This is a genomic window from Streptomyces europaeiscabiei, from assembly GCF_001550375.1.
Classification (GTDB): Bacteria; Actinomycetota; Actinomycetes; order Streptomycetales; family Streptomycetaceae; genus Streptomyces; species Streptomyces europaeiscabiei.
Genome location: NZ_LRTR01000619.1, coordinates 1 through 22,120, shown reverse-complemented (window position 1 = coordinate 22,120; position 22,120 = coordinate 1). Strand labels below are relative to the sequence as shown.

General features: G+C 72.1%; 18 protein-coding genes and 1 pseudogene. 13 read left to right on the top strand and 6 right to left on the bottom strand.

Translation table 11 applies throughout. The features are described from left to right. Positions 1 to 100 precede the first annotated feature (100 nt). The 3 genes and pseudogenes from AWZ10_RS30150 to AWZ10_RS30140 all read left to right on the top strand — a co-directional run bounded on the left by AWZ10_RS30150 (position 101) and on the right by AWZ10_RS30140 (position 4,926). Positions 101 to 724 carry an Rv1733c family protein gene (locus tag AWZ10_RS30150; protein ID WP_046703634.1) on the top strand — a complete coding sequence of 208 codons (624 nt, stop codon included), beginning with the start codon at positions 101 to 103 and terminating at the stop codon, positions 722 to 724. Between the two features lie 157 nt (positions 725 to 881). Next, a complete protein-coding gene (locus AWZ10_RS30145; protein ID WP_046703635.1) occupies positions 882 to 3,320 on the top strand; it encodes a right-handed parallel beta-helix repeat-containing protein in 2,439 nt (812 codons plus the stop codon). A gap of 89 nt (positions 3,321 to 3,409) precedes the next feature. Next, positions 3,410 to 4,926, top strand: a pseudogene (locus AWZ10_RS30140) (alpha/beta hydrolase). Positions 4,927 to 4,948: 22 nt separating this feature from the next. Here the strand turns inward: AWZ10_RS30140 and AWZ10_RS30135 are convergent. Next, positions 4,949 to 7,369: a hypothetical protein gene (locus AWZ10_RS30135; protein ID WP_060892540.1), complete on the bottom strand. Its 2,421-nt coding sequence runs from the start codon at positions 7,367 to 7,369 to the stop codon at positions 4,949 to 4,951. Positions 7,370 to 7,661: 292 nt separating this feature from the next. On the opposite strand from AWZ10_RS30135, the gene AWZ10_RS30130 reads away from it, so the two are divergent. Beyond that, positions 7,662 to 8,495, top strand: a complete 834-nt coding sequence (locus AWZ10_RS30130; protein ID WP_060892539.1) for a DeoR/GlpR family DNA-binding transcription regulator — start codon at positions 7,662 to 7,664, stop codon at positions 8,493 to 8,495. A gap of 95 nt (positions 8,496 to 8,590) precedes the next feature. Here the strand turns inward: AWZ10_RS30130 and cds1 are convergent, their stop codons facing one another. Then, positions 8,591 to 9,721 carry an L-cysteine desulfhydrase Cds1 gene (gene cds1 / locus AWZ10_RS30125; RefSeq protein ID WP_046705234.1) on the bottom strand — a complete coding sequence of 377 codons (1,131 nt, stop codon included), beginning with the start codon at positions 9,719 to 9,721 and terminating at the stop codon, positions 8,591 to 8,593. Between the two features lie 355 nt (positions 9,722 to 10,076). Between cds1 and AWZ10_RS30120 the strand changes: the two genes are divergently transcribed. Continuing rightward, complete coding sequence (locus AWZ10_RS30120; RefSeq protein ID WP_046705218.1) at positions 10,077 to 10,397, top strand: hypothetical protein; 321 nt, start codon at positions 10,077 to 10,079, stop codon at positions 10,395 to 10,397. A 273-nt stretch (positions 10,398 to 10,670) separates the two neighbouring features. Continuing rightward, entirely contained in the window at positions 10,671 to 11,279 is a 609-nt protein-coding gene (locus AWZ10_RS30115) for an ATP-binding protein (RefSeq protein WP_208618574.1), read from the top strand. Between the two features lie 141 nt (positions 11,280 to 11,420). Here AWZ10_RS30115 and AWZ10_RS30110 read toward each other — a convergent pair whose 3' ends face one another. Beyond that, positions 11,421 to 11,723 (bottom strand): SHOCT domain-containing protein, encoded by a 303-nt coding sequence (locus AWZ10_RS30110; protein WP_060892537.1) that lies wholly within the window; start codon positions 11,721 to 11,723, stop codon positions 11,421 to 11,423. Between the two features lie 141 nt (positions 11,724 to 11,864). Here AWZ10_RS30110 and AWZ10_RS30105 point away from each other — a divergent pair, with 141 nt between their 5' ends. From AWZ10_RS30105 to AWZ10_RS48265, 3 genes are all read left to right on the top strand, one after another. Beyond that, complete coding sequence (locus AWZ10_RS30105; RefSeq protein ID WP_046705221.1) at positions 11,865 to 12,449, top strand: TetR/AcrR family transcriptional regulator; 585 nt, start codon at positions 11,865 to 11,867, stop codon at positions 12,447 to 12,449. Between the two features lie 35 nt (positions 12,450 to 12,484). Next, positions 12,485 to 13,069, top strand: a complete 585-nt coding sequence (locus tag AWZ10_RS30100; protein ID WP_060892536.1) for a DUF4865 family protein — start codon at positions 12,485 to 12,487, stop codon at positions 13,067 to 13,069. Between the two features lie 117 nt (positions 13,070 to 13,186). Beyond that, positions 13,187 to 13,372 carry a DUF1272 domain-containing protein gene (locus tag AWZ10_RS48265; protein WP_079104481.1) on the top strand — a complete coding sequence of 62 codons (186 nt, stop codon included), beginning with the start codon at positions 13,187 to 13,189 and terminating at the stop codon, positions 13,370 to 13,372. 53 nt (positions 13,373 to 13,425) lie between these two features. Here the strand turns inward: AWZ10_RS48265 and AWZ10_RS30095 are convergent, their stop codons facing one another. After that, a complete protein-coding gene (locus AWZ10_RS30095; protein WP_060892535.1) occupies positions 13,426 to 14,883 on the bottom strand; it encodes a ketol-acid reductoisomerase in 1,458 nt (485 codons plus the stop codon). A 90-nt stretch (positions 14,884 to 14,973) separates the two neighbouring features. Here AWZ10_RS30095 and ilvY point away from each other — a divergent pair, with 90 nt between their 5' ends. The 4 genes from ilvY (at position 14,974) to AWZ10_RS30075 (ending at position 20,200) form a co-directional block, all read left to right on the top strand. Then, the gene (gene ilvY, locus AWZ10_RS30090; RefSeq protein ID WP_046705224.1) at positions 14,974 to 15,834 is read left to right on the top strand and encodes an HTH-type transcriptional activator IlvY; all 861 of its coding nucleotides are present in this window, start codon (positions 14,974 to 14,976) and stop codon (positions 15,832 to 15,834) included. A gap of 170 nt (positions 15,835 to 16,004) precedes the next feature. Next, on the top strand, positions 16,005 to 18,767 hold the full coding sequence (locus tag AWZ10_RS30085; protein WP_060892534.1) for a YfhO family protein: 2,763 nt from the start codon (positions 16,005 to 16,007) through the stop codon (positions 18,765 to 18,767). A gap of 21 nt (positions 18,768 to 18,788) precedes the next feature. Further along, positions 18,789 to 19,766 carry a glycosyltransferase family 2 protein gene (locus AWZ10_RS30080; RefSeq protein WP_060892533.1) on the top strand — a complete coding sequence of 326 codons (978 nt, stop codon included), beginning with the start codon at positions 18,789 to 18,791 and terminating at the stop codon, positions 19,764 to 19,766. After that, positions 19,766 to 20,200, top strand: a complete 435-nt coding sequence (locus AWZ10_RS30075; protein WP_078935368.1) for a GtrA family protein — start codon at positions 19,766 to 19,768, stop codon at positions 20,198 to 20,200. The genes AWZ10_RS30080 and AWZ10_RS30075 overlap by 1 nt, the downstream gene beginning before the upstream one ends. A gap of 6 nt (positions 20,201 to 20,206) precedes the next feature. Here the strand turns inward: AWZ10_RS30075 and AWZ10_RS30070 are convergent, their stop codons facing one another. Further along, complete coding sequence (locus AWZ10_RS30070; RefSeq protein ID WP_046705227.1) at positions 20,207 to 21,448, bottom strand: ROK family protein; 1,242 nt, start codon at positions 21,446 to 21,448, stop codon at positions 20,207 to 20,209. A 52-nt stretch (positions 21,449 to 21,500) separates the two neighbouring features. After that, the coding region (locus AWZ10_RS30065) for an alpha-ketoglutarate-dependent dioxygenase AlkB (protein ID WP_060892532.1) at positions 21,501 to 22,120 on the bottom strand (620 nt) is incomplete at its 5' end.

Genomic DNA, 22,120 nt, shown 5'->3' with positions numbered 1-22,120 from the left:
AGAAGGCCGGCGGGAGGGTGATTTCGCTCTCTCTTGACCCGGACCGCGCGTGGACGGCTCCGCCCCGGGTTATCACGGACGCGGAAGGGGGTGTGGGGCAGTGCGGGCAATCGGTGGGCTACGCGCGTTCGGCGGGCTGTGGCGTTGGCGCCACAATCCACTGCGCCGGACGACCGATCTGGTCGAGGCCTGGCTGGCGTTCGCGGCACTCCTGCTGATCCTCGTCGCCGCGCCCCTGATCGGCGCCGTCGCCGGCACCACCGCCCAAGGAGCCCTGCAGCAGTCCGTGCGCGACCAGCAGCAGGCCCGGCACCGGGTGACGGCCACCGTCGTCAGGAAGGTCGACGGCTCCCCGCTGGACCCGGACCCGGAGACCGCCACGACCCGCGACCGTCAGAGCCGCGTGGTCGCCGACTGGACCGGCCCGGACGGCACCGACCGCCACGGCACGGTCATGGCGAACCTCAGGACCCCGCGGCCCGGCGACCACTTCACCCTGTGGACGGACGGCCGAGGCCGCATCGTGGGCCGCCCGCTGGACACCACCACCGCGACGACCCACGCGGTGCTGGCCGGATTCGGCGCCACCGCGCTCGCCGCGGGGCTCGTCGAGGGCGCCAGACGACTGATCGTCTGGCGCATGGTCCGCCGCCGCTACGCCCACTGGGACCAGGCATGGGACAAGGCGGGGCCGGACTGGGGCAGGACGGGCACGGGCAGCTAGTACCACGCCCCCGCGGCCGAGGCATGATCCAAAGGGCAGGCCCCAGCCGCCTTCCCACTCCGGTCAACTCCCCCTGCCCGCGCACGCTACGGTGGACCGACCAGCCGAACTGTTCGGCATCGACCCGCGTTCCACGAGGTGGGGGCACAGCAACGCCATGGCACAGGGCACGGTCCAGGTGACGCACACCGGTACATCGCGGTGGCGGCGCCGCACGGGTGAGTACGCATCGCTCGCCGCAGCCCTGGAGGCCGCGAGCGACGGCGATGTGCTCATCGTCGCCCCCGGCACGTACCGGGAGAACCTCGTCGTGCAGCGGGGGGTCACGCTGCGCGGCCCCGAGGGCTCGCCCGGCTCGGTCCGCATCGCGCCCGTGGACGGGGTGCCGCTGACCGTGTCCGCCTCGGCCGTGGTGCAGGACCTGCATGTGGAGGGCCAGGACGCGGCGGCGCCCGCGCTGCTCGTCGAGGACGGCACCCCCGAGCTCCTGGACCTGCGGATCGTCACACGTTCCGCGGTCGGCATCGAGGTGCGCGGCGGCGCCCGCCCGACGGTCCGGCGCTGCACGGTCGACAACCCGGCCGGCATCGGCATCGCCGTGGTCGACGGCGGCGGTGGCGTGTTCGAGGAGTGCGAGGTCGTCTCGGCCGGCCAGGCCGGTGTCGCGGTACGCGGCGGCGGCCATCCGCGGCTGGAGCGCTGCCGGGTGCACCACACCTCGGGCTCGGGCCTGACGGCGACCGGGGAGAACTCCGCGCTGGAAGCGGTCGGTTGCGAGATCTACGAGGTCCGCGGCAGCGGCGTACAGATCACCGGGCGGGCCACGGCCCATCTCACCGACTGCGATGTGCACCGTACGACGGCCGACGGGGTCACTCTCGACACGGACGCCGTGGTCACCCTCGCGGACTGCCGTATCCACGACATCCCGGAGAACGCGGTAGACCTCCGCTCGCGTTCCGTCCTCACCCTGACCCGCACGTCGGTGCGGCAGTTCGGGCGCAACGGACTGTCGGTGTGGGACCCGGGCACGCGCGTGGACGCCAACCAGTGCGAGATCTTCGACAGCACCGGCGACTACCCGGCCGTCTGGATCAGTGACGGCGCGACCGCGGTCCTGGAGTCCTGCCGGGTGCACGACGTGCCGGACGCGCTGTTCGTGCTGGACCGGGGTTCACGCGCGGACGTCGTCGACAGCGACCTCTCACAGGTGCGCAACACCGCGGTGTCGGTGAGCGACGGGGCGACCGCGCAGCTCGACGACTGCCGGATACGGGACGCCGCCACGGGCGCCTGGTTCCGCGACCACGGCAGCGGCGGCACCCTCAACGGCTGCACCGTGGACGGCACCCAGACCGGCGTGATCGTCACCAAGGGCGCCGACCCCACCTTCGAGCGCTGCACGGTGACCTCGCCCGCCGAGGCGGGCTTCTACGTCTCGGCCGGGGGGCGCGGCAGCTTCCTCAACTGCCGGGTGACGGGCAGCGGCGGCTACGGCTTCCACATCATCGACGGCTGCCGGGCCACACTGCGCAAGTGCCGTACGGAGCGCTGCGCGCGCGGTGGCTACGAGTTCGCGGACGGCGGCCCCGGATCCGCGGGCGGCGGTCCGGTGGTCGAGGACTGCACCAGCGACGAGAGCGCGGGGGTACGGCCCCTCGCCCCGCAGGAGACCGCCACACAGACCACGGCGCGGTCGTCCGGCCTGCTGGGCTCGATCCCGGGCCAGCGCACCACCGAGCAGCCGCCGGTCACCGTGCCCGCCGTGGAGCCCGAGACACCGGCGCGGGCCTCGAAGGCCGTCCTCGGCGAACTCGACGCGCTGGTCGGCCTGGACAGCGTCAAGCGCGAGGTCCGCGCCCTCACCGACATGATCGAGGTGGGCCGCCGCCGCCAGCTGGCCGGCCTCAAGGCGGCTTCCGTCAAACGGCACTTGGTGTTCACGGGCTCCCCCGGCACCGGCAAGACCACGGTCGCCCGCCTCTACGGCGAGATCCTGGCCTCGCTCGGTGTCCTGGAGAAGGGGCATCTCGTCGAGGTTTCCCGCGTGGACCTGGTGGGCGAGCACATCGGCTCCACGGCGATCCGCACCCAGGAGGCCTTCGAACGGGCCCGTGGCGGTGTGCTGTTCATCGACGAGGCCTACGCGCTGTCACCGGAGGACTCGGGCAGGGACTTCGGCAAGGAGGCCATCGACACGCTGGTGAAACTGATGGAGGACCACCGGGACGCGGTGGTGGTGATCGTCGCGGGCTACACGGCCGAGATGGAGCGCTTCCTCACCGTCAACCCCGGTGTGGCGTCCCGCTTCTCCCGGACCATCACCTTCGACGACTACGTCCCCGACGAGCTGCTGCGCATCGTGGAACAGCAGGCCGAGGAGCACGAGTACCGGCTGGCACCGGGTGCGGGCGGGGCCCTGCTGGACTACTTCACCGCGCTCCCCAAGGGCCCGGCCTTCGGCAACGGCCGTACCGCGCGGCAGACCTTCGAGGCGATGGTGGAGCGGCACGCGAGCCGGGTGGCCAAGGTCGCCGAACCCGACACCGACGACCTGACGTTGCTCTACGCGGAGGACCTGCCGAAGCTGTCGTGACGGACGCGCGGGGGGGGGATCCCCCGGGGGAGAACCCCACCACAGGTGGGCTGTCGGCCGGATGGGGCCGGAGTGATCCGGCGGACAGCATGATCTCCATGACGATTCGCACCCGACGAGCCCTGGTCCTGGCCCTCGCCGTCTCGGCCACCGCCACCGCGCTGACCGCCGTCACCGGCCCGGCGGCCGCCACGGCGACCCCCTCCTCCCCCACCCTCACCTGGCGTCGTGCGCCTCACCCGCGGACCCCGCCGGTCAGGAATGCGCGGAGCTGCCCGTACCGCTCGACCACCGCGACCCGGACGGCCCGCAGCTCACCCTCGCCGTCTCCCGACTGCGCAGCGAGGACTCCGAGGCGCGGCGCGGCACACTGCTGGTGATCCCGGGCGGACCGGGCGGCTCCGGCGTGAAGCGGCTGACCCAGCAGGGAAACGCGCTGCGGCGGGAACTCGGCGACGCGTACGACATCGTCAGCCTCGACCCGCGCGGCACGGGCGGCAGTACGCGGGCGAGCTGTGGGCTGCCCGCCGACGACCGTCATCTGGTGACGCTGCGGTCCTGGCCCGCGACCGACGGCGACATCACCGAGAACGTGGCACGGTCCCGGCGTACCGCCAAGGCCTGCGCGACGAACGGCGGTGCGGTGCTGCGCAGCCTCTCCACCGCCAACGAGGTGCGGGACATCGACCGCTTCCGGCAGGCCCTGGGCGAGGAGCGGCTGTCGGCGTACGGAGTGTCGTACGGGACCTATGTGGGAGCCGTCTACGCGCAGAAGTACCCGGAGCGGACCGACCGTTGGGTGCTGGACAGCAATGACGACCCGAACCCCCGGCTGGTCGCGCGCGGCTGGCTGGCGAACATGGCGCGGGGCGCGGAGGAGCGGTTCCCGGACTTCGCGGCCTGGGCCGCGGACCCGGCACAGGAGACGAGGGGTCTGCGTCTCGCCGAACGGCCGGACGACGTACGGCCGTTGTTCCTGTCCCTGGCGGCCGAACTGGACCGTGCGCCGCGGACGACGACCACCGAAGGGGTCCCCCTGACCGGGAACCGGCTGCGGCAGTCGATGCAGAACGCCCTGTACGACGACGACTCGTTCGACGAACTGGCTCTGCTGATGAGGCAGGCCATGGACCCGAAGGCGACGCCGGTCCTGACCCCCGACGTGGCCGGACCGATGAGCGACGCGGAGGCGGCAGCGGTCATGGCGGTGGTCTGCAACGACGTGCGCTGGCCCGCGTCGGTCGGCGCGCACGAGCGGGCCGTGGCCGACAGCCGGGTGCGGTATCCGCTCACGGCCGGGATGCCGGTGAACATCACGCCGTGTTCCTTCTGGAAGAACGGGCAGGCGGAGAAGCCGACCCGGATCACCGACGACGGTCCGTCCAACATCCTCATGATCCAGCATCGGCGGGACCCGGCCACCCCGTACTCCGGCGCGCTGAACCTCCGGGCCGCGCTGGGCGACCGGGCCCGGCTCGTCACGCTGGAGAGCGGCGGGCACGGCGCGTATCTCGGGACGGGGAACGCGTGCGGCGACCGTACGGTGACGAACTTCCTCCTCACGGGACAGCGGCCGGAGCGGGACACCACCTGCCCGGACGCGTGACCGAGGTGCCGACAGCCACGGTCTAGGACTGCCGGGGGCCCGGCAGCTCCGAGCCGATGCGCGCCAGCAGTTGTTGTCGCTCATGGGCGAAGGCCGGGTCCGCCTGGTAGTCGGAGTGGCCGAGGATCGGGGCGGGCAGCGGGTGGGCGCCGGTGCGGCCGTAGGCGAGCGGGTCCGTGAAGGGCTCGGCGTCGACCTGCGGCCCGCACCGGCTCGTCACACGCACGGGGCCTCCTATGGGGTCGGTGAGGCGGTACAGGTTGCGCCAGCAGTCGACCTCACGGTGCAGGGAGGCGAGCGCCTCGGGGCCGAAGTGGGCGGGGAACCAGCGTCCGTACAGCCGCTCCAGCGGGGAGCCGTAGGTGAGCAGCGCGACCCGTTTGCGGACCGACGGCGTCAGCTGCCAGGCGGCGGCCGCCGCGAGGACGCTGCCCTGGGAGTGTCCGGAGATGACGAGCCGGCCGCCCGTGGTGCGGGTCCAGGTGGCCATGCGCCAGGTCAGGTCGGGTACGGCCCGCTCGGCGTAGCAGGGCGGCGCGAAGGGGTGGGCGGCGCGTGGCCAGAACGTGCCCACGTCCCAGAGGATGCCGATCGTGCGGCGCGCGGAGGCGTCCTTGTAGGCCCGGCGCCCCCAGGTGACGAACAGCAGGAAGCCCACGCCGATCATCCAGGAGCCCAGCGCCTGCGCGGTCTGGGCGGCGCCCGCGAGGAAGTCGTACGAGCCGTGCGCCGCCCGCGCCGGTGTCTCGTGTGTCGCCAGGGCGCCGGTCAGGGCTCCGGCGCCGAGCAGCAAAGTCACGGTGGAGGTGACGGCGATGATGCGGGGCGCACGGTCGGTGAGGGACGCCATGGCCCGGGTGCGGGCGATGCGGCGGGTGCGGCCGGCGTCCTGGGACTCGTGTTCCTCGTTCGGTCGCTCCCGAGACAGGTCGTACTCACTTTCCACGGCCGCCGTCTCCGTTCGCCGCAGGACCCAGGTGCGGCGGGCCAACCAGCCGAGGAGGCCGAGGGTCACCAGGAGGAGGGGCGGGATGACGGAGGCCTGCCAGGTGAGGAGGACGGGTGGGCCGGGCAGGGCGTCGTCGGTGCCGCCCAGCCAGTCGGCGACGCGCTGGGCGACGCCGGCGGACATCACGCCGCCGAGGGCGCAGGCGAGCATCGCGACGGCGGGGCCGGCGAGACCGTACATGGCGGTGCGCGGGTCGGGGCGGGAGCGGTACAGGGTGTGGGCGACCACGCCGAGCGCGATCACGAGCAGGCCCTGGACCAGGGTGATCCCACCGAAGGTCATGTCGCCCGGCAGCCGCCCCGCCGACCGCCAGCCGGGGCGTGACCACCCGGCGTACACCATGGCGAGGACGAGCACGGCGATCGAGCAGGCCGGCAGGCGGCGCACCAGGTGCTCGTCCAGGTGCTTGTCGAGGCGCCGCTCGCTGCGGCCCCGGCGGCACACCACCCACACCACGGCGACGGCGAGCACGACGAGTGCCGCGTTCAGCAGCCAGCCCAGGAGGTCCAGCAGGACGGGGCCGCCCGGTCGGCGGTCGTGGCGGGCCGCGGACATGCCCACGGCCGCCGCGACGGTCAGGAAGCCGGCCGCGGTGTGCGCGGCCCTCAGTCTGGCCACGAGGCGGCGCCCGTACCAGAAGCCGGGCCGGCCGAGAGCGACGCGGGCCGTGTCCTCGACGTCGGGTGCGATGCGTGGCGCCTTCCCCTCATCGGGGTCGGCGTCGTCGCCGTCCATGGGGCGCTGGGACTCGTACTCGCTCCAGGTGCGGTGAGAGAGGTACCACAGCAGCCCGGTCAGCGCGGTGGGCACCACGGCCGCCAGGGCGAGGCGGCGGCCGGGCAGGCTCCACCAGCCGTCGTCGGAGACGGCCGGGGACAGGAATCCGAGCCAGGTGTGCGCCTGCGCGCACGCGCGTGCGCCCGCGCACTGCCAGGCGGTCAGGTCGAGGGCGACCTCGCAGGCCGCCGCGACGAGCAGCACGGTCAGGGTCAGGCCGGTCAGCCGGACGAGGAGGCCGTAGAGGCGTACCGCTCGACGACGGTCGCGGGTGCCGGGGCGCATCCAGTGGGCGAGGTTGACGACCATGAACGGCAGCAGCAACAGCCACAGGGCGCGGGAGCCGTTGCCGGAGGTGAGGTTGCACCAGACGTAGGCCTCGGGGACGGGCTTGCCCCTGTGGTCGGCGGGTCGACTCTCCGCGTCGGCGTCCTCGGTGCGCCGGAAGACGGCGGCCGTGTCGTCGCCGGTGATCCGGACCGTGCGCGGATCGTCCAGCATGCGTTCGGGGCTGGTTCCGCCGACGCCGTGGACGAGGAGTTCGAGGGCGACACCGTCCGTCGTGGACCGGCCGGGTTCCGGGTGCTCATCCGCCTCGACGGGCTCCGGATGTTCCCTGGGTTCCGTAGGTGTCGTATGTTCCCTCGCACGATCCACTGTTCCGCTTCCCCCGTGATGCGCCGCAAGTCAGGTGTGAGGTACAGGCACTGATGATCGCCGCTGAGAGGGCCTGGTACACCTGTGGTCACCGAATCTCCCCGATCCGTGTGATAGTGACGGGCGCGGGGAACGGAGCGTGACGCGTACGTGACGGTGCAGGTAGTGGCGTCACCCGTGGTGGGGCGTGCGAATATGGGACGTCCTCGGGACCGGGGACGGGGAAATGTCCTCGTCGGAGGGGGTAGGGAAGGCGTGTCGGGCGTGATGGGGCGAAAGGACCGGAGCGAGCGTGAGTGAGAACCAGAACCTCCTCGCGGAGCAGCGCCGAGCCCTGATCCTCGACGAGGTACGACGGCGGGGCGGGGTCCGGGTCAACGAACTGACTCGCAGACTGGGCGTGTCGGACATGACGGTGCGCCGCGACCTGGACGCACTCGCCCGCCAGGGCGCGGTGGAGAAGGTGCACGGCGGCGCGGTGCCGGTGGCCGAGGCGAGCACGCACGAGCCGGGTTTCGAGGCGAAGTCCGGGCTGGAGCTGAGTGCCAAGGAGGACATCGCGCGGGCCGCCGCGGAGCTGGTCGCTCCGGGTTCGGCGATCGCGTTGTCGGGCGGTACGACGACCTATGCGCTGGCGCACCGGCTCGTGGACGTGCCGGACCTGACCGTGGTCACCAACTCGGTGCGGGTCGCCGATGTCTTCCATGCCGCCCAGCGCACCACGGGCCCCCGGCAGGGGGCGGCGACCGTGGTGCTCACCGGTGGCGTGCGGACGCCGTCCGACTCCCTGGTGGGGCCGGTGGCCGATCAGGCGATCGCGGCGCTCCACTTCGATGTGCTGTTCCTCGGGGTGCACGGGATATCGGTCGAGGCGGGTCTGTCCACACCGAATCTGGCGGAGGCCGAGACGAACCGTCGGCTCGTGCAGTCGGCGCGGCGGGTCGTGGTGGTGGCGGACCACACCAAGTGGGGGACGGTGGGGTTGAGTTCGTTCGCGGCGTTGGAGCAGGTCGACACCTTGGTGACCGATGCGGGGTTGCCCGCGCAGGCTCGGGCCGAGATCGCGGAGCACTTGCGGCCGGTGGTGGTGGCCGGGGAGGACTCCGACGACGGCGTCGAGATCTGAGCGCCGTTTCACCGAAGGTGGTCTGCGAGCCGCGGGCCGGTCGTGGCTGGTCGCACCCACGCGGCGGAGCCGCATACGGATACGGCCCCGCGCCCCTAACGGGGCGCTGCCCAGACCCCTGTGCGCAGCAGTGACTCGATGACTGCCGCGTACGGCGCGATGTCCAGGCCTTGGCTTGTGAGCCACTCGTCCGAGTAGTACTTGTCGAGGTAGCGGTCGCCCGGGTCGCACAGGAGGGTCACCACGCTGCCGTGACGGCCCTCCGAGACCATCTCAGCGATGATCTTGAAGGCGCTCCAGAGGCCTGTGCCCGTAGAGCCGCCGGCCTTGCGGCCGATGGTGTCTTCCAGGGCGCGTACGGCTGCGACGCTGGCGGCGTCGGGGACCTTCATCATGCGGTCGACGGCGCCGGGGACGAAGCTGGGCTCCATGCGGGGGCGGCCGATGCCCTCGATGCGGGAGCCGCAGTCGCAGGTGACGTCAGGGTCACCGGTGGTCCAGCCCTCGAAGAAACAGGAGTTCTCGGGGTCGGCGACACAGATGCGGGTGTCGTACTGCATGTAGTGGACGTAGCGGGCGATGGTCGCGGAGGTACCGCCGGTGCCGGCGGTGGCGACGATCCAGGCGGGCTCGGGGAAGCGCTCCAACTGGAGCTGGCGGAAGACGGATTCGGCGATGTTGTTGTTGCCTCGCCAGTCCGTGGCCCGCTCGGCGTAGGTGAACTGGTCCATGTAGTGGCCGCCGGTCTCCACCGCGAGGCGAGCCGACTCCTCGTACATCTTCCGCGAGTCGTCCACGAAGTGACAGCGGCCCCCGTGGAACTCGATCAGACGGATCTTCTCGGCGCTGGTCGTGCGGGGCATGACGGCGATGAAGGGGACGCCGATCAGTTTGGCGAAGTACGCCTCGGAGACGGCCGTGGAGCCGCTGGAGGCCTCGATGACGGGGCGGCCCGGCCGGATCCAGCCGTTGCACAGGCCGTAGAGGAAGAGGGAGCGTGCGAGACGGTGCTTGAGGCTGCCGGTGGGGTGGGTCGACTCGTCCTTGAGATACAGGTCGATGCCCCATCTCTCGGGCAGCGGGAAGCGCAGCAGATGGGTGTCGGCGGAGCGGTTGGCGTCGGCCTGGACCTTGCGCACGGCTTCTTTGAGCCAGGTGCGGTACTCGCTGTCACTGTGATCGACGTCGAGGGTCGCGCCAGGACGGGTGGGGCGGGGGGTGCTCACGGCGTGCTCCTCACGCATTGCGCCGACGGCGGATCGCGGCGTCGGACACCTCGATGATAAACACCTTCCGCACGCTTCTCACCTGCATAAACATGCCTTTGAGCACCCCAAAGGCACTCCTGTGGCAGAGATGCGCGGGGCGCACGGGGGGCGCATGCCGCGCATGCGCCGGAACCCCGCCCCTGGCCCACCGTGCGCACTGGTGCTCGACGCGGGGGACGTGCAGACTTCACCGCACGGGCCGGGTCGACACCACCGGGGCCACCCGGGGGAAGCGGCCTCGGGCACACTGGTTCACGGTCCGCGACGGATCGCACGACACAGGACAGCCGAGGCGCACTAGGGGGCGGGGCACATGGCCGAGCCGGAGTTCACGGCCACGGGCGTGCGGATCGGAAAGAGGCTGCGGCAACTCACCCGGGCGGGGCAGGTCCGGATCGAGGACGGCCGGCTGCAGTTGCTGACCAGCTACGGCAGCGAGATCGACAGCGCGCCGGTGCAGGCGGTGCGCGCCTCGAAGCCCTGGTTCGCGAACGAGGACCGGGCGTTGGCCGACGTCAACGGCACCCGCTACACGCTCACGCTGAACGAGCACGACCCGGCTCCGGGGAAGCCCGGTCCGCCCTCGGCGCGCCGGTTCATAGAGGCGGTACGCAGGGCCGCGGGGCGCGGCTGACGGACCGCGAGTTGCGGGACCGGACCCCCTGGGTCACTCTGGTCTCACGTCACTCTGGGTTTACCGGCGATAACGCTGCGAACCAGTTCGCCGGCCACGTCAGCGGGCGGCGGCCGTACGCAGCCACCCCACGAGCAGGCGGCAGCCCCGGCTTCCGTCATCAGGCGGCCAGTCGTACGCGGCCGCACCACAGCAGGCGGCGTTTTTCGCACAGCCACCTCGCTGGATCCGTACTCCGATCTTCTTCCGGACTCAATTCGGGGAGTCGCAGCCGTGATCAGCCAGCAAAGCAGGCACTGCACGGTGGAGCTCCAAGCCCTGCCGTCGCGGATCGGCCAGGTCCGCAGAATCGTATCTGCGCAATTGCGCTACTGGCATCTGGATCCCTTGATAGAGCGGGCCGCACTCGGGGTGACCGAGCTGCTGTCCAACGTCCACCGGCACGCCGAGCCGGACAAGATGTGCACCGTGGAGATGGAGTTGCTCCTCGGCCGGCTCACGGTCTCGGTGCACGACCACGACCCCCGCCTCCCGGTCGCCCAGGACGCGGAGCCCTTCGCCACCTGCGGCCGCGGTCTCGCCATGGTCGCCGCGGTGAGCGAGAGCTGGGGTGTGCGGCCGCACGGCGAGTCGGGGAAGGTCGTGTGGTTCACGCTGCCCGCGTCCTCGGCCGCGGTGCCGAAGATCTCGCCGTACGACACCGGACTGACGGTCGACACCGGACTGACGGTCGACACCGGGCTGACGGTCGACACCGGGCTGACGGTCGACGCCGGACTGACGGTCGACGCCGGGCAGCCGTACGACACCGGACGCAGGCCCGCCGCTGCACGCGGGCGCAGGTCCGAACACGCTCCCGCCCGGTCGGCCGTCGCAGGCTGACCGGGCGGTGACCCGCCCCGTCACAGGCCGACCCGGCGGTGACCTGCTCGCCGTCCATCGGCAGCGGTCGTACACCGCCAGGCGACCGCCCCCTCGGCACCGGTCAGGCATCGCCACATGTTCGTACGTCGGTCGCGGAGGTCAGATCGCACCGCCCTTCGAGGCCGGGCCGAACTGCTCGTCCAGGACGGACAGGCGGCGCCAGTACTCGTCCTCGTCGATCTCGCCGGAGGCGAAGCGGCGGCCGAGCACCGCGATCGGGGAGTCACCGGAGCGGTGAGGGCCGTCGTACGGGCGACGGTCCGCGCGCCCCGGTCCTCGGCGGTCCCGGCGGACGGTGCGGCGCAGGAGGGTGACGGCGCCGACGACGAGCGCCGCCCAGATCAGCGGGAGGAAGAGGATCCAGGGGCCGGGGCCGGCGTCCCAGTTCGCGAGGGTCTGCATCTCGAACTCATCTCCTTGGTCGCGTTCTTCCGAGATGCTTCGAGGCTCCCGCAGGAAGGGGTGCGGGTCGTCGTCCGGCCGGCGGCAGTGGGGATACCTCCTCCGAAGTACGCCGAGAACCCAGATTCTGTAACTACTAGTATGTACAGTAGGGGTGTGAGCACCCCGGAGCGTCTGATCGAGTCCACCCGCGAGTTGCTGTGGGAGCGCGGCTATGTGGGCACCAGCCCCAAGGCCATCCTGGAGCGCTCGGGTACGGGGCAGGGCAGCATGTACCACCATTTCAGGGGGAAGCCGGATCTCGCCCTGGCCGCGATCCGCCGGACGGCCGAGGAGTTGCGGGCTGCCGCCGAGGGAGTACTCGACGGGCCGGGCTCGCCGTACGAGCGCGTCGAGGCGTATCTGCGGCGCGAGCGGGACGTCCTGCGCGGCTGCCCTGTCGGGCGGCTCACGATGGATCCGGACGTGATCGCGAGCGAGAAGCTGCGGGCGCCGGTGGACGAGACGCTCGACTGGCTGCGTGAGCGCCTCGCCGGGCTCGTCGAGGAGGGCAGGGAGAAGGGGCAGTTCGCGCCGGAGCTGGACGCGGAGGAGATCGCCGCGACGATCGTCGCGACCGTGCAGGGCGGCTACGTCCTGGCCCGCGCGTCGGGCTCGCCGGCCGCATTCGACGCCGGGGTCCGGGGGCTGCTCGCCCTGCTCCGGCCGGCTCGCCCCGCTCGCTAGATCCGCACCACTCGACAGTCGGCCGGAGGCACGTCATGCACGCCACGCAGTACGAGATCACCCTGCCCGCCGACTATGACATGGAGGTCGTCCGACGCCGCGTGGCCAGTCGCGGGCACGCGCTCGACGCCTGGGAGGGCCTCGGCCTCAAGGCGTATCTGATGCGTGAGCGGGGTGTGCACGGCTCGCCCGTGAACCAGTACGCGCCCTTCTACCTGTGGAACAGCGTGGAGGGCATGAACTCCTTCTTCTGGGGTGGCGGCTTCCAGGGCGTCGTCGACGACTTCGGGCGTCCGTCGGTCCGCCAGTGGACGGGCCTGGCGTACGAGGCGGGTGGTGGCGCCGACTCCCCCGCGCGGGTGGCGGTACGGGCGCGGCGGCCGGTGCCGGGCGGGGTGTCGTTGGGCGAGGTCGTCGAGGACGCGGTGCGTGGGACGGAGCGGCTCGCCTCGTCGGACGGGGCGGTGCTCGCGGCGGCGGCCGTGAACACCTCCCGTTGGGAGATCGTCCACTTCTCGGTCTGGGACCACGACGCGCCGAATGCCGAGGGCGAGACCTTCCAGGTGCTGCACATGAGCACTCCCGAACGCGACCGGCTGCCACGGGGCCGACAGTGGTGACACGTCCGTGGCCCGATCGTGCCGATCTCTGACCCGCAGGCGACTTTCGGCCACGCGCGGGGTGCGGAGGATGGGAGGTGACAGGTCACGGCACCCCGATCCGAGAAAGGCCCGCACATGGCACTGGAGATGCGCGAGCGCTGCGAGCGCTGCGAGACGATGGCCCTGCCCGCCGACGCCCCGGCCCGCATCTGCTCGTACGAGTGCACGTTCTGTGTGCCCTGCGGCGAGGCCCTGCATGGGATCTGTCCCAATTGTGGCGGGGAGTTGGTGGCAAGACCTCGCCGCCGGACGGCCTCGTAGGCGGGCAGACGCCGGCCATCCGACGTCAGGCGTCAGGCGTCAGGCGTCAGGCGTCAGGCTACGGAGATGTCCACCGAGGGCCGGAGTTTCGCCGCCGCCGCCAGGGCCTCGTGGACGGGATGTCCGTCGAAGGACGCCAACAGGGCTTGGTCTGGCGGGTGTTGGGCTGCCGGGTAGGCGATCTGCTCGTAGGCGGCCTGGAAGCGCGGGCCCCAGCGGCGGGCACCGAGGCGGGCCGTGCGGGAGCAGTTGTCGACCATGTACGCGACGTCGCGGGCGTGCATGTAGGGCAGGAGGGAGTCGACGGCCTCGATGACGGACTCGTTGACGATCTCCGACCAGGGGTGGCCGCGCTCGGCGAACTCGTCGATCTGCGCGGTCATGGTGGCGACGAAGACACCGGCGGTGAACGGCTCCACGGGCAGGCCGCTTTCGCCCCGACGGGCGTGTGCCCGCTCGCTCACGGACCACATCGGTGAGCCGCCGATCCCGCTCATCGGGCGGGCACCGAGGCGGCGTTCGGCCAGGACGACGCTGCGCAGTTCGGTGCCGTCGGCGACCTCGTCGTAGATCTCCGCGACGATCTCACGGGCGGGCCCGTACGTGGCCGTGTAGGCGCGGTCGAAGACGTCCCGGCCGGCCGCGTCGAGGCCCTCGCGCACCGCGCGGAGCCCGGCGTGGGAGATGGTGCGGGCGATCGGGCCGGTGATGTTCTCGCAGGAGCGCTCGTACGCGGTCACCTCGTCGTCGCCGGCGAGCCGGTGGCGGGTGTACAGGCTCTCGACTATGCCGTGGACGGCGCCGAGCAGGATGGCGCGCTCGCCGACGATGTCGGAGAGGTACTCGCTCTCCAGGGTGGTCCGGAAGGTGTACGGGGAGCCGAGGGCCACCGACCAGGCAAGGGCACGGTCGGTCGCGTTGCCGTCGGGGTCGGCATGGACGGCGTAACTGCTGTTGATCCCGGCGCCGTTGGTCTCGGCGCCCTGCTCATACAGACGGCGGACCGAGTCGCCCATGCCCTTCGGGCAGACGGCGATGACGCCGTGTCCGGGCGGGAAGTCGCCGCCGGTCTCGCGGAGATGGCCGAGGAGGAAGCCGTGGGAGAGACCGATGGTGGCACCGGGCTTCAGGGCGGTGAGGATCTCCCGGTGGTGGGCGGCGAGGGCCGCGTCCGCGATCAACAGGATGACGAGATCACTCTCGGCGGTGACGGCGAGCCAGTCGCCGAGGGTGCCGTCCGTCTCGGTGAAGCCGTGGGCGCGGGCGTCGGCGGCCGAGGCCGAGCCCGGGCGCAGTCCGACGGCGACGGTGATGTCGGTGCCGGAGAGGGAGTCGCGCAGGTTGCGGGCCTGGGCCCGGCCCTGCGGGCCCCAGCCGATGACGCCCACGCGGCGCACCCCGGCGAGGGCCTGCGGCAGCAGCGGGAAGAGGTGGCGGCCGCCGCGCAGGACGGTCTCCGTGCCGCCGGGCACGTCCATGGTTTCGAGAACGAAGACAGTGGAGGTGGTCATGGAGGAGTTGTAGGGTCCGGCCGAGTGTTGCGGCAAGCGCAACCTTTGCAGCGGGGCGTTGCAGAAGACGAAAGAGCCAGGTGGACGGGTATGCGGGACGATCATCGCGAGCTGCGGCTGTTCCTTCACCTGGCCCGGACGCTGAACTTCGGCCGGACCAGCACGGACTGCCATGTCAGCCCGGCGACGCTGACCCGTACCGTGCAGCGACTGGAGTCCGGCCTCGGGCACCGGCTCTTCGACCGGGGGCCGAGGGGCGTCTCGCTCACGGCCGAGGGGCATCGCTTCCGTGAATACGCCGTGCGGGCCCTGGAGTTGTGGCGCGCGTACCGCGAGGAGCATCCGGACCCGGCCGAACTGACCGGGCGACTGGCCGTGTTCGCGACGGTGACCGCGTGTCAGGCGCTGCTGCCGGACCTGTTGACGCCGTTCCGTACGGCCCATCCGCAGGTCCGCCTCGATCTGCGTACGGGGGACGCGGCGGCCGCGCTGGCCCGGCTGGACGAGGGTGAGGTGGACGTGGCGGTCGCGGGCATCCCGACACGCCTGCCGGAGCCACTGGTGAGCCGGACCGTGGCGACGACGGACCTGGTGTTCGTCACCGCGCGCGACCGCCCGGACCCCGGCCTCGGCGGCCCCTTCGTCCTCCCCCACCGCGGTCTGGTCCGTGACGCCGCCGACCGCTGGTTCCGCTCCCACGGCACCGCACCCGACCTGACGGCCGAACCGGAGGGCCACGAGGCGCTGTTGACCCTCGTCGCGCTGGGCTGCGGCACCGGTGTGGTCCCCCGGCCGGTGCTCGACCACAGCGCCGTACGCGACCGGCTCACGGCGGTCCCCACCGACACACCGCCCGAACCGTTCCCGATCGGGCTGTGCGTGCGGCGGGCGGATCTGCGGCGGCCACAGGTGGCGGCGTTGTGGAGTCTCACGGCGGAGTTCACCTCCTGATCACTCCGGAGACAACTCCCGTACCCGAGAAATCAATTACCCATTTCCCGCCTCCCGCGGTATTCGGAATTATTTCTTTCACTTTTCGCCGACGGCACAACCATCATCGAGCGGTAGACCTCTAATTCGGCGAATCGATGAAGCGCGGGGAATGGCGGGGTCTTACGCAAATGAAGTGGGTCGCTCAACGGCCGCGGGGAAAAGCCGCTCTGTTCGCCGCCGCGTTCACCGTCGTCGTGCTCTGCGCCGCCGATGTCGTGGCCCGCGCCTACCCCTTCGGGCCGCGCACCCGGAGCGTCAACGACCTCGGCAACCAGTACGTGCCGTTCCACGCGCACCTGTGGGACCTGCTGCACGGCAGGGCCGACGGCGGACTGCTCGTCAACTGGCAGTCCGGGTTCGGAGCCAGTTTTCTGCCCGACCTCGGTACCTACGTCAGCAGCCCGTTCGCCCTGCTCGTGGTGGTGTTCCCGAGGAACGAGATCGACCTCGCGGTGTACGCGGTCACCGTGCTGAAGGTGGCGTCGGCCGCCGCCGCGACGGCTTGCCTGCTGCTCGCCCTGCGCCCTGGCCGCTGGTGGGCGGCGGGACTGCTCGGCTCGTCGTACGCGCTGTGCGGCTGGACCCTGGCGGACGCGGTCTACAACCCCATGTGGCTCGACGGCCTGGTCTTCCTGCCGCTGCTGTGTCTGGCCGGCGAATGGGCCGGACGGGGGCGGCGTCCGTTCCTCTGTGTGCTGATCGTGGCGCTCGCCTGGACCGCCAACTTCTACACCGCGTACATGGCCACCCTCGCCGCCGGCCTGGTGCTGATGCTCCGGCTGTTGCTCGGTGACCTCACGCTTCGTCAGCGGCTCAGGGCCGCCGGCCGCGCCGTCCTGGTCACCGCCCTCGGCATGGGCCTGGCCGCGCCGCTGGTGTCGGTCGTGTACTTCGGCACCCGGCACTCCTCTCCGGGCCGGGTCCGGCATTTCGTGCCCGTCCCCACCGAGGACCTGCTCGCCCGGCTGCTGCCGGGGACGTACAGCTTCGGGACGCCGGCCGTGTTCGTGGGCACCACCGCGCTGCTGCTCGCGCTCGCCCTGCCCTTCCACCGGGCGGTCCCCGGGCGGGTGCGCGCCGGGTGGACCCTGCTGGTGGTCGCTGTGGCCCTGTCGATGCAGTGGGGGCCGACACATCTGCTCTGGCACGCCTTCGCCACCCCGCAGGGCAGCTCGTACCGCCAGGCCTTCGTGCTCTGCGCACTGCTGGTGATCGCCGCCTGGCACACGCTGTCGTACGGCGTTCCCGGCCCGCGTGCGCTGGGCGCGGCGGGGGCGCTGCTCGCGCTGGTGATCGCCTTCGCGAGCGGCAGCGAGCGGACGCTGCGGGCCTTCAGTCTCCCTCTCGCGCTGCTCGCGGCCGCCGGTGCGCTGGGCGGGCTGATCCTGCTCGGGGTCGGGCGGAAGGGCGGCAGGCCCCTCGCGGCCCTCGCCGTGGCGCTGCTGGTGTGCACGCAGTTCGGCGAGGCCGCCGTCACCTCCGCCGCCGACACCCGGCTGCGGCTCGGGCACATGGACGACTACGCGCCCTGGGGCGGGCGGCAGCGGGACCAGACCGAGGCGATCGCCGGGGCCGACGGCTGGCCCCGCCACCGGACCGACCCGGGCCGGGAGCAGACCGTCGGCAACGACCCGCTGCTGGTGGGCGGGCAGGGCGCCCAGTACTACAGCAGCCTCACCTCCGACGTGCTCAGCCGGACACTCACCGCCCTCGGAGACGGCTGGACCTCGCACGGCCGTAACGTGCAGAGCCTGGACAACGCCGTCACGGACGCGATCTTCTCCGTCGGCGCCCGGGTGCACTCGCCGCCGGACCCGCACCAGAACTGGTTCCCGCAGGACGGCAGCCGGGTGACCGTGACCCGGCAGGACGTGCCGCCGCTGGTGACGGTTCGCCCGCCCGCCGACCGCGCCGGCGGCCGTACGGACCTCTCCGCCTTCGGGCCGTCGCCGTACCGCAACCAGGAACTGCTGCTGGGCACGCGGGTGTACACCGTGCCCCGGTTCACGGTCCGTACCGCGGCCGGGAAACCGCCGTCCCCCAGCGACGACGGACGGCCGGGTGTGCGGGTGGGACCGCTGCCCCACCCGGGCGCGCCGAAGAAGCCGACGATCACGGGTGGTTGCCCGCCGGGATCCGAGCTGTATCTGTGGGCGCCGCATCTTTCGGGCACCGCGCGGCTCGCCGACGGCTCAGGCTCTGGAGCCACCTCCGGCTCCAGCTCCGGCTCCGGCCCTGGCCCTGGCCCTGGCCCTGGCTCCGGCTCCGGCTCCGGCTCCGGCTCCGGCTCCGGCTCCGGCGAGGAGCTGACCGGGCGGTTCCGGTCCGACCAGCCGGTCACCAAGATCGCCCCGATGCAGCGGCTGGGCACGGTCGGGGAATCGGGACGGTTCCGGATCGAGCTGTCGCCGGACAGGACCAGTCCGGTCCCGGACGGCGCGGTCGGCTGCCTGGACACCGCGCGGCTGCGTACCGCCGTCGAGGGGCTGAAGGCCACCGGCGCCACCGGCGTGAGCGTGTCCGACGGGACCATCCGGGCCGAACTCCCCGCCCACAGCACGGGGATCGCGGTCGTCGCGGCGCCCCGGATCTCCGGTTGGCGCTGCGCCGCCGACGACGCTCCCGCCGTACCCGCCAAGGAGTACTACGGGCTGATCGCCGTACCCCTGTACGGCTCCGCCAGCAGCGTCACCTGCACGTTCCACCCGCCGGGGCTGCGCCTGGGCACGGCGCTCGGGGCCGCCTCGCTCACCACCGTGGTCCTGATCGGGGCGACGGGCCTGCTCCGCCGCCGACGGGCCCGGGCGGCGCCCGCGCCCGTACCCCTGGCCACCACTCGAACCGCGCCCGACGACCCGACCGCACACGAGCGCATGACCACCGCTCTCTGACCGCACCCCTGGGGGAGAACCATGCTCATCTCGATCGTCGCACCCTGCTACGACGAGGAAGCCGTCGTCGCGCGCTTCCACGAAGAGATCCAGAAGGTCGCGGAGGAACTGCTGCCGCTCGGCCACGACATGGAGTTCGTCTACGTCGACGACGGCAGCAGCGACCGGACCCTCGCGGTTCTGCAGCAGTTGGCCGAGTTCGACGCACGCGTGCGATACGTCTCCTTCAGCCGCAACTTCGGCAAGGAGGCGGCACTGCTCGCGGGTCTGCGGCACGCCTCGGGCGACTCCGTGATCGTCATGGACGCCGACCTGCAGCACCCGCCGGAACTGGTCCGGCGCATGGTGGGCCTGCGTGAGCAGGGCTACGACCAGGTCATCGCCCGCCGCACCAGGACCGGCGACGGTCTGATGCGCACCGCCACCGCACGGCTGTACTACCGGCTGGTCAACCGTCTCGTCGACGTCGAACTCGCCGACGGCGTGGGCGACTTCCGGCTGCTGTCCCGCCGCGTGGTGGACGCCGTCCTGGACCTCACCGAGTACAACCGCTTCTCCAAGGGCATCTTCGCCTGGGTCGGCTTCCCCGGCACGACCTTCGAGTACGAGAACGCCGTGCGCGAACACGGCCGCAGCTCCTGGAGCTTCCGGTCGCTGCTCGACTACGGGATCGACGGACTCCTCTCCTTCAACAACCGGCCGCTGCGGGCCGCCCTCCACCTCGGTATGTGCCTGCTGGTGTGCGCGGGGCTCTACACGGCGTGGATCGTGGGCGCCGCGCTCGTCAACGGCGTGGAGACACCGGGCTATGTCACCATCGTCATGGCCGTCACCGCCCTCGCCGGCGTACAGATGATCATGCTCGGGGTGATCGGGGAGTACACCGGCCGGATCTACTACGAGGTGAAGGGGCGCCCGCACTTCCTGGTGAAGGCGACCAACATGGAGCAGACGGAGGGGCACGCGGCGTGCGGCACGACGAAGGACTTCATTCGCTGATGCGGACGGCGACGCGCACGGAGACGCTCCCCGAGGCCCACCCGACGCCGGAGCGTCGCATATCGGGGCAGATCATTTCCTTCGCCCTGGTCGGAGTGGTCAACACCGCGACCTACTACGGCCTTTACCTGCTGTTCCTCAATCGGCTTCCCTATCTCGCCGCACACATTCTCGCCTTTGCCCTCAGCATGACGGGCTCCTTTTTCCTGAACGCCCGGTTCACCTACCGCACCCGTCCAACCTGGCGTAAATTCCTGTTGTTTCCGCTGACCAATGCCACCAATTTCCTGATCACGACCGCGGGCGTGTACGTGATCGTGGACGTCCTGCACGCGGGCAACCGGTTCGCCCCCCTGCTCGCGTCGGGGGCGGCGATTCCGGTGACGTTCATGGTGTCCCGCACGATCATGCTGCGGGGTTCACGGCCCTGGTGAAGGCTGTCAGACCAGCGCGCCCAGCGGGTCGTCGAGCACCGGCTGCCACGCCAACTCGGCCGCCCCGACCAGGCTGTTGTGGTCCAGCGTGCAGGCCAGGATCGGGGGGACCCCGCTCTGCCTCCCCCACAGGCTGCGGTCCGCGACGACGGCGCACAGCCGGTCGGGGTCGGCGTCGAGGAGGGCGCGGTGCATGCCGCCGAGGATGATGCGGTCGGGGTTGAGGATGTTGACCAGGCCCGCGAGCCCTAGGCCGAGGCGGTCGATGATGGCCTCGGCGGCCGTGCGGACGCCCGGGTCGGCGTACTGGGTGCGGATCAGCTCGTTGGCCTGCTGGAGGAGTGAGCCCTCGGGTCCCGGATCGCGGCCGACGGCGGTGAGAAAGGCCCGCGGGTCGGCCTCGATGTCGAGGCAGCCTCGGCTGCCGCAGTGACAGGGGCGGCCCTCGGGGTTGACCGTGAGGTGGCCGACTTCGAGGGCGAGGCCCGAACTGCCCGTGTGCAGACGGCCGTCGAGGACCAGCGCACCGCCGACGCCCCGGTGCCCGGTCGCCACGCACAGCAGCTCGCGGGAGCCCCGCCCTGCGCCGTGCCGGTGTTCGGCGAGCGCGGCGAGGTTCACGTCGTTCGCCGCGAACGCGGGCCCCTCGATCCCGGCCGCGCGCACCCGCTCGGCGAAGATCTCCCGGACGGGCGCCCCGGCAGGCCAGGCCAGGTGCAACGGGTTCAGCGCCAGCCCCGCCGGCTCGGCGACCGCGGACGGCACGGCGAGCCCCGCGCCCACACACCGTCGGCCGGTCTCGCGCAGGAGTGCGGCGCCCGCGTCGACGACCGAGCCGAGCACCTTGGCCGGGTCGGCGTCCACGATCTCGCAGGCGGGCGCGGTGGCGACGATCCGCCCTCCGAGGCCGACCAGCGCTGCCCGCCAGCCGTCGGCGTGCACCTGGGCGGCGAGCGCCACGGGTCCCCCCTCGGCGACTTCGAGGCGGTGGGAGGGCCGGCCCTGTGAACCGGCGGCGGCACCCGGATGCGCGTCGACCCGGATCAGCCCCAGCGCCTCCAGCTCGGCGGCGACGGCACCCGCCGTGGCCCGGGTGACGCCCAGCTCGGCGGTGAGCACGGCCCTCGTCGGCGCCCGCCCGGTGTGCACCAGCTCCAGCGCCGGACCGAGCGCGCCCCTCCCCCGGTCCAGCCGCGTCCGTGTCGTCGCCCCTTCGCCCGCCGCCTTGGGGGCCGCCTTCCCGTCCATGAGGGGGAGTCTCCCATGATCCGCTCGGCATCGACCCCCCGCCCGGCGAGCCTCAGCCGTCACCGAGGCCGCTGACCCGCAGGGTGACGTTCAGCCGACCGGTCAGCCCCAGTCCGGCCGGCGCGGTCCCCCCGTACACCCGGGGCACTCCGTGGTACGCCTGCCGCGCCGCCCCGCCGAACACGAAGAGATCACCGCTGCGCAGCTCCACGTCCGTGTACGGCCGTGTCCGTGTCTCGGTGTTGCCGAAGCGGAAGACGCAGGTGTCGCCGAGGCTCAGCGAAACCACCGGCGCGTCCGCATCCTCGTCGCTGTCCCGGTGCATGCCCATGCGGGCGTCGGCGTCGTAGAAGTTGATCAGGGCGATGTCGTACGCGGCCGTCGCCTCCGCCGCGCCCAGCGCGTCCGCGACCGCGCGCCGGCCCAGCTCGCCCAACCAACCGGGGAAAGGCTTCACGGGCGTCCCGTCGCCGTCGACGACCGTGCGGGCGTAGGCGTACGGGTACCGGTGCCGTCCGGGGCATCCGGGGTTGTCCCGGACGGCCCGCCCGCAGTTCGGGCACCTTGGTACGGGAGCCCAGTGCCGGCCGAGGCAGACCTGCCGGGCGGTCATCGTGCCGCCGCCCGGGGTGCGGACCGTGCGGAGCCCGGCGGGCGGCCTGGCCCAGTCGC